Origin of the sequence: Thermoflexus sp., assembly GCF_042408365.1 — a bacterium.
GTDB lineage: Bacteria > Chloroflexota > Anaerolineae > Thermoflexales > Thermoflexaceae > Thermoflexus.
Window position 1 is genome coordinate 1 of sequence record NZ_JBHOQJ010000309.1, and the last position, 6862, is coordinate 6862.

General features: G+C 64.5%; 6 protein-coding genes. 1 reads left to right on the forward strand and 5 read right to left on the reverse strand.

The genetic code is table 11. The features are described 5' to 3' along the window. Window positions 1-102: 102 nt before the first annotated feature. The 5 genes from ACFMO5_RS14090 to ACFMO5_RS14110 all read right to left on the reverse strand — a co-directional run bounded on the left by ACFMO5_RS14090 (window position 103) and on the right by ACFMO5_RS14110 (window position 6188). Window positions 103-1236, reverse strand: coding sequence for a hypothetical protein (locus ACFMO5_RS14090; RefSeq protein ID WP_376793383.1), 1134 nt, complete (start codon window positions 1234-1236; stop codon window positions 103-105). After that, entirely contained in the window at window positions 1233-2846 is a 1614-nt protein-coding gene (locus ACFMO5_RS14095; RefSeq protein ID WP_376793384.1) for a thiamine pyrophosphate-binding protein, read from the reverse strand. Before ACFMO5_RS14095 ends, ACFMO5_RS14090 begins: the two co-directional genes overlap by 4 nt. Window positions 2847-2938: 92 nt before the next feature. Beyond that, window positions 2939-4081 carry a non-hydrolyzing UDP-N-acetylglucosamine 2-epimerase gene (gene wecB / locus ACFMO5_RS14100; protein ID WP_376793385.1) on the reverse strand — a complete coding sequence of 381 codons (1143 nt, stop codon included), beginning with the start codon at window positions 4079-4081 and terminating at the stop codon, window positions 2939-2941. Further along, complete coding sequence (locus ACFMO5_RS14105; RefSeq protein ID WP_376793386.1) at window positions 4078-5094, reverse strand: Gfo/Idh/MocA family oxidoreductase; 1017 nt, start codon at window positions 5092-5094, stop codon at window positions 4078-4080. Before ACFMO5_RS14105 ends, wecB begins: the two co-directional genes overlap by 4 nt. A gap of 2 nt (window positions 5095-5096) precedes the next feature. Further along, window positions 5097-6188: a DegT/DnrJ/EryC1/StrS family aminotransferase gene (locus ACFMO5_RS14110; RefSeq protein WP_376793387.1), complete on the reverse strand. Its 1092-nt coding sequence runs from the start codon at window positions 6186-6188 to the stop codon at window positions 5097-5099. Between the two features lie 338 nt (window positions 6189-6526). Between ACFMO5_RS14110 and ACFMO5_RS14115 the strand changes: the two genes are divergently transcribed. Then, window positions 6527-6862 (forward strand): glycosyltransferase (locus tag ACFMO5_RS14115; protein ID WP_376793388.1); only part of this gene is annotated, 336 nt, incomplete at its 3' end.

Here is a 6862-nt window from a genome sequence, read left to right on the forward strand (position 1 = left end):
GATCTCCCCCACCCCAAAAACCCCAGCACACAGGTGAGTTCGTCCAACCCCCCGCCTGTTCGAATGCGATCAGGCCGGGCTCGTGAAAACGCCCGACGGACATCAAGCGGTGGCCCGCCACATCGCTTCGAACTCCCGAAGCGGCTCCGATCCATCGACCCAGCTCGCGCCGGGCTCCCGTTGAACCCGCAGGGCGCCATGAGGCACCAGGACGGCGGGACAATCGATGTGGCGGATCCAGTAGAGGCCGGCGGGCAGGGCGTTGTAGGGTGGGAGATCCGGCAAGGGCTCATCGAAGGCCAGCCGGATCATGGAGTACGGCATGTTGCAGCCAGCTCGCGTGTAAAAGTACGTGGTGGTGAAGAAGCGCCCCGCGTTGATCTCCGTTGGGAAGAGGTTGCCCTGTGCGTCCTCCATCAGGTCCACGCTGAACACCCCGGTGGCCTGAGGATCCACCGCCCGCACGCAACGGGTGGCCACCTCGTTCACCCGCTCGTCGTGCACCGTCACGGTCACGGCGCTGGTCCCGGTGCGGCCCGAGGGGGCCAGGTGAGGGTAGATGTATTCGATGCGCTGGCGGCCTTGAGAGACGATGAGCTTCCCATCTTTCCATAGGGATTGCCAGGCGAACTCCCGGCCCGAGAAGTAGGGTTGGGCGATGAACGCCCAATTCACGCCGCGGGATCGCCAGTAGGCGATCCAGTGGATCCCGGTCTCGATCCGTTCCACGAGGGTCGCCCCCCGCGCCCCCGCGCCTTCCCGCGCCCGGAGCCAGAGGGGCAGCCCGATGATCTCGACCGCCCGCTCCAGATCCTCCACGGAATCGACCGGCACGGTGGGGAAGGTGTGGATCCCCGCTTGACGCCAACGCTCGGCCGAGGCCTGCTTGTCTTGGAGCAGCCGTACGGTCTCCTTACGGGGAAGGAACACCCGGGCTGGGAAACGTTCCCGATGCTCGGATAAGACCCGCACCTCCACGTCCGGTTGGGCGTGGATCAGGTCGATCGCCTCCCGTTCCACGATCTCCGCGATCACGTCCAGATATTCCGGGTGGTTCACCGGCGGCACGAGATAGACCCGATCCGCGGACACCCATTCCAGGTGGAAGGGGTTCATGTCGGTGCCGACGATGTAGAACGGCTCCGGCGCCTCGCGCCATGAACGGATCACGTTGATGCCCGGCGGCCCCCCAGCTCCCAGGAGCAGGATGCGTTTCATCTTGGATTTCGGTTTCATTGGAGCCACCCTTCATATGAGGTTGGGACATCGATGACCCAGGTCTGGTGGGAAGCGATGGCTTCCACCAGCACATCGACCAGCATTTCCGTGGTCTCCACGGTGATCCCCCGCGCCCCGAAGGCCGCGGCGAGCGTCGGGAGATCCTGGCTCCCCAGGGTGGTGCCGACGGCTTCCCCAAAGCGGGCGACCTGCATCCGACGGATCAACCCCAGGGCGTTGTCCCGCATCACCAAAGCGACCACCGGAAGGCCGTGGCGCACGCTGGTCTCCAGCTCCTGGACGTTCATCAAGAAGCCGCCGTCGCCGCTCACCGCCACCACCGGGTCCTCCGGCCGGGCCAGCCGGGCCCCCAGGGCGGCGGGGAGGGCGAACCCCATCGATGAGAGCCCGTTGGAAAACAGGATCTGTTGACGGCCCCGGATTGGATAGGTCAGGCCCATCGCGTATTTATTCAGCCCGACGTCGACGGTGAGCACCGCGGGGTCTGGAAGAACCTGAGCGAGCGCGCGGGTGATGGCGGCTGGGGAGAGGGGGGCGGATTCCACAATGGGCTGGTGGAGGGCTCTCCGTATAGCCTCTCGGACGGCGGAGACGGCCAGCCAGGGCTGGCGACCGGAAGGCGCCCGGGCGGCCAGCTCCTCCAGGATCGCGGTCACATCCCCGGCGAGGGTGACGTCGGCGTGAAGGAGGGCGCCCTCCGCCTCAAAGACACTGTCCACGCACACCACCCGCTTGTGGTTCCCCACCGTCCATAGGCTCGGCTTCACGCCCTCCACCTCGTCGTAGCCGATGGTGAGGATCAGGTCGCATGCGGTGAACAATCCCATCAGTTCCCCTCGGGCATGTCGGCTGATGACGCCCAAGCACAGCGGGTGATCCTCCGGCAACGCCCCTTTGCCCATGTAAGTGGTGAGGGTGGGGATCTGATAGGCCTCCACGAAGCGGCGCAGGGAGGCCTGCGCCTGGGCGCGCAGCGGGAGATTGCCCACCACCAGGACCGGCGCCTGGGCCTCCTGCAACCAGGCAACGACCTGTTGCAGCGCCCGGGGATCCGGACCGGTGTGCGATAGAGAGGGATGCCCAGGGAGCTCGCCGCCCAGATGGAAGAGAAAACACTCCCGCTCCAGCACATTGACCGGGAGGCTGAGGTGGATAGGCCCTGGCCGCTCGGCGCATGCGACCTGGAAGGCATATTGCAGGGCGGCAGGGATGAGCTCGGGGTCGCGGATCACGGCGCTCCATTTCGTGATCGGCTGGAAGAAGGCGGCGAGGTCCACGTATTGGTGGACCCCCGGCCGCATCTGGTCGGTGGGGACCTGGTCGGAGAGCGCCACCACGGGGGAGCGATCCAGCATCGCGTTGGCGAGGCCGGTCGCCAGGTTGGTCGCTCCCGGGCCCAAAGTGGAGAAGCAGACGCCTGGCTGGCAGGTCAGCCGGCCATAGGCGTCGGCCATGAAGGCGGCGGCCTGTTCATGGCGCACCGTGATGAAGCGGATGGGGCTTGCTCGCAGGGCTTCGAAGAGGGTGACCTCGTCTCCCGGTAGGCCGAAGATCGCGCGGACACCGCGTTGTTGGAGGCTTTCGATCAAAAGGGCTGCCCCGTTCATGGAGTTGCTCCTTTCCTTCCAAAACTTTTCGGGCTGCCAGACGCCGAAGGCGAGCCCGGAGCGCACGGCTCTGTCTGTAAAGCGTTCTTGAATCACGGAAGGGAAATCTGTTCTGCGGTTGCCCGGATTAGGGCGACGAAGCTCCCCGGCCTCCGATAATGTTGGCCGAAGCGAGGTGGCGCTTGCTCCAAGATCGCCGCGATGCGCTCAGCGGCGTGGCCGTCCCCGAACAAAGGAGGGCGTGGCCCGGCGGGCCGGAAGAAATGCCGTCCCTCCAGGATCCGGCGTGGGTCCGTCCCCACCAGGCGGTTCCATCCGATCTCCACTGTCTCCATCAGTTCCGTTTCTTCCCGCAGGGTGAGACATGGGACACCCAGGAAGTAGGCCTCCCGCTGGACCCCGCCGGAGTCGGTGAGGATCATCCGAGCGTGGGCCTCCAGGGCCAGCATGTCCAGGTAGCCTACCGGTTCGACCGCACGGATGTGAGGCGCGGTCTGCAGGCCGTAGCGGGCGATCGCCTGGCGGGTCCGCGGATGGACGGGGAACACAATCGGTTCGGGAATGGAATTGAAGCCGGCCAGGATCCCGGCCAGTCGCCGCGGATCATCCGTATTGCCTGCCCGATGGACCGTGGCCAGCAGATAGCGGCCCGACTCGACCCCCAGGCGTTCCAGCAGGGCCGGGGCGCGCTCCATCGCCCGGGGCAGATAAATGCGCACGGCATCCAGCATGACATCCCCAACGAAAAAGACCCCTTCCGTGATCCCTTCCCGGGCCAGATGCCTCACCGCGAGGCGGGTGATGCAGAAATGAAGGTCCGCCAGCCGGTCGGCGACCAGCCGGTTGATTTCCTCGGGCATGAACTTGTTGAAGCTGCGCTCGCCGGCCTCGATGTGGACCAGCGGGATCTGCAGTTTGGCCGCCGCCAGGGCCCCGGCCAGTGTGGAATTGGTGTCCCCCCGCACGATCGCCATATCCGGCCGTTCCTTCCGCAGCACCTCTTCCAACCGGATCATCATCTCGCCCGTCTGACGGGCGTGGGAGCGTGAGCCCACGCCCAGGTGGTAATCAGGGGCGGGCAGCTCCAGGTCCTCGAAGAAAACGCGGGACATCGAATCGTCGTAATGCTGGCCGGTGTGGACCAGCACCTCGCGATGGGTGCGTCGGAGGGCGAAGCTCACCGGTGCAGCCTGGATGAATTCCGGGCGGGCTCCGACGATGGACACAATCTTCATGGGCTCGCTCCGACGGGAGCTGCGATCCGATCCGGTTGAAGGGCGGGGGTTGGGCTGTTGTAGAGCAGCAGCCGGATGCGCTCCGCCAGCTGGATCGCCCGCAGGCCGTCGAGCGCGGAAACGATGGGGGTTTTGCCGCTGCGCACGCAATCCACGAAATGCTGGAGCTCCATGGCCAAGGGCTCGGCCATAGGGATTCCGATCCGCTCCATCCATCCCTCCTGGCGATATTTGACCGGCTGGCGGTCGTTTGTGAAGGTCGGGATGGTGTAACGATAGATCGTGATCCCTTTGTTCAAGAGGTCCGCCTCGATATAGGCCTCGACGGCTGTGACCTCAATGGCACGGATCTTCTGTTCGGTGACCCGAGAAGCGAAGAGGGTCGCAACTTCCCCTCGTGGGAACTCCATCATCAGGATCGCGTAGTCGATCGCATCGGAGAAGACCGGGCGTCCGATGGGGCGAATTCGTGCCGGAGAAGCCCCGATCAGATCGATGGCCAAATCCAGGTCATGGACCATGAGATCCAGGATCACATCGGCGTCTTGGTTGCTAACAGCGTAAGGGCTCAATCGGCGGAAGGTCAGGCCGATCGGGCGTATGGATTCCAGGATGGTTTTAAGCTCCGTGTAGACCGGGTTGAAGCGCTCGATATGGCCTACCTGCACCGGGATGCCTCGACGTCGGGAGGCCTCCCAGATCGCCATCGCCTCCATAACGGAGGTCGCCATCGGTTTCTCAATCAGGACCGCCACGCCGCGTTCGATCAACTCTAAAGCGATCTCGGCGTGGGTGGGGGTGGGGGTGGCGATGGTGACGGCATCCACCTCAGCGGCCAAAGCCTCCAGGCTTGGAAACGGGGCGGTCTCATAACGAGCCGCGACCTCCAATGCCCGCTCCATGCACTGGTCGTAGACACCCACCAGCTCCACACCCCGAAGGGCCTGAAGCACGCGGCAGTGGCGTTCCCCCATTGAGCCGACACCGACGACACCCAACCGGATGTTCTTCATCTTCAGCCCCCTTCAAGTTCCTCGATGGCCGCGTTCACCTGTTCCACCACGTGGTGAAGCTCTTCGTCCTGAAGGGCTGGGTGAATGGGGAGGGAAAGGACCTCATGGGCGGCCTTTTCCGCCACCGGAAGGGATTCGTTGTAACCCAGCCGCTGATAGAGGGGTTGCCGATGAACCGGGGTCGGGTAGTGGATCCCCGTCTCGATCCATGCCTGCTGCAGGCGTTCGCGAACCGCATCCCGCAGGCCGGGGTCCATGCGCACCGTGTAAAGATGGTAAACCGACGTGCTGTTGGGGGTGGTCTTCACGGGACGCACCCTGCGGAGATGTCGGTTGTAGAACTCAGCGATGGCGCGGCGGCGGGCGTTCCATGCGTCGATATGCTTTAGCTGGCCGATCCCCAAGACCGCCTGGAGCTCGGTCATCCGGAAGTTCAAGCCCAAGATCTCATGCACATACTTGTTCGACTGGCCGTGATCCCGCAACATGCGGAGGCGCCGGGCCAGCTGAGGGTTCCGGGTGGTGATCATACCGCCTTCGCCGGTGGTCATGTTCTTGGTGGCGTAGAAGGAGAAACATCCGATTCCGAAGGACCCCACCGGCTGGCCGCGATACAGCGCGCCGTGCGCCTGGGCCGCGTCCTCGATCAGGGCCAGGCCATAGCGCTCCGCCAGCTCAACGAACGCATCGATCTCGCACGGGTTGCCGTAAAGATGGACCAGGAGGATCGCGCGGGTCCGAGGGGTGATCCGCTGCTCCACCGCCTCAGGGTCCAGGTTCAAAGTGGATGGCAGGACGTCCGCGAAGACGGGCCGGGCGCCCGGGAACAGAACCGCGTTGGCGGTCGCGACGAACGTGAAGGGCGTGGTGATCACCTCGTCCCCAGGGCCGATCTCCAGCGCCATCAAGGACAGAAGCAGCGCGGCGGTCCCATTCGAGACGGCGATCGCGAATGGGACTTGAGCCCACTCGGCGAAACGCTCCTCGAATTCCAGCACTCGCGGTCCCTGGGCCAATCGCCCGGAGTCCAGGACTTCCAGCAGCGCCTCTCGGGTCTCGTCATCAAACAGCGGACGGGCCATGGGGATTTTCATAGCGGCTCCGGACGGCGTAAGAACTTCTGGAACAGGAGATCCTGGGAAGGCCATGCAAGCTCATCTCCCTAGCAAGACAATTCTGGCTCTCACTGTAGCGGCAGGGGGTTGGGAGGGTGTAAGCAGGGGGTTAGAAGGCGGTAGACTGGTGCCCATGGAGGCTGACCTCGGGGAGCAATCCTTCAGGGCCTATTGGAGAACGCCCTTGGATCGGCGGGCGCCTCGTGCTTTTCGGGGATAGATCCCTTGGGCCGCCGAGATCGTTTCGCACCAGATTTCTAACCGAGCTCTTCTACAGATCTAACGGGGGGAGCGTAACATTGAAATGGAGGGATACAATGAACATTCTGATGGTGCTCCCTTATCCGCCCTCCCATATTCGGATCCGCCCCTATGGATTGCTCCGAGCCCTGGCGCGTCGAGGCCATCGGATCCGCGTGCTGGCCGTCCAGCCGCCCGAGGACGGTGACGCAGGGCTCGAGCCGCTGGAGCGTCTGGGGGTGGAGATCCACCGATTCCCCTTATCCCGCGGACGCACGCTCTGGAACGTCGTCCGGGCCTGGGCGCGCGGGGAGCCCCTGCAGGCTGGATATGCCGATCACCCCGGATTGCGGGAGGCCTTGCGCCGGAGCCTTCAGGAGCCTTGGGATGTAGTGCACATCGAACATCTCCGA

Excerpts from the sequence above, each read along its gene's own strand:
- ACFMO5_RS14090 (WP_376793383.1), bottom strand. The coding sequence starts at position 1,236 with ATGAAACCGAAATCCAAGATGAAACGCATCCTGCTCCTGGGAGCTGGG.
- ACFMO5_RS14095 (WP_376793384.1), bottom strand. The coding sequence starts at position 2,846 with ATGAACGGGGCAGCCCTTTTGATCGAAAGCCTCCAACAACGCGGTGTC.
- wecB (WP_376793385.1), bottom strand. The coding sequence starts at position 4,081 with ATGAAGATTGTGTCCATCGTCGGAGCCCGCCCGGAATTCATCCAGGCT.
- ACFMO5_RS14105 (WP_376793386.1), bottom strand. The coding sequence starts at position 5,094 with ATGAAGAACATCCGGTTGGGTGTCGTCGGTGTCGGCTCAATGGGGGAA.
- ACFMO5_RS14110 (WP_376793387.1), bottom strand. The coding sequence starts at position 6,188 with ATGAAAATCCCCATGGCCCGTCCGCTGTTTGATGACGAGACCCGAGAG.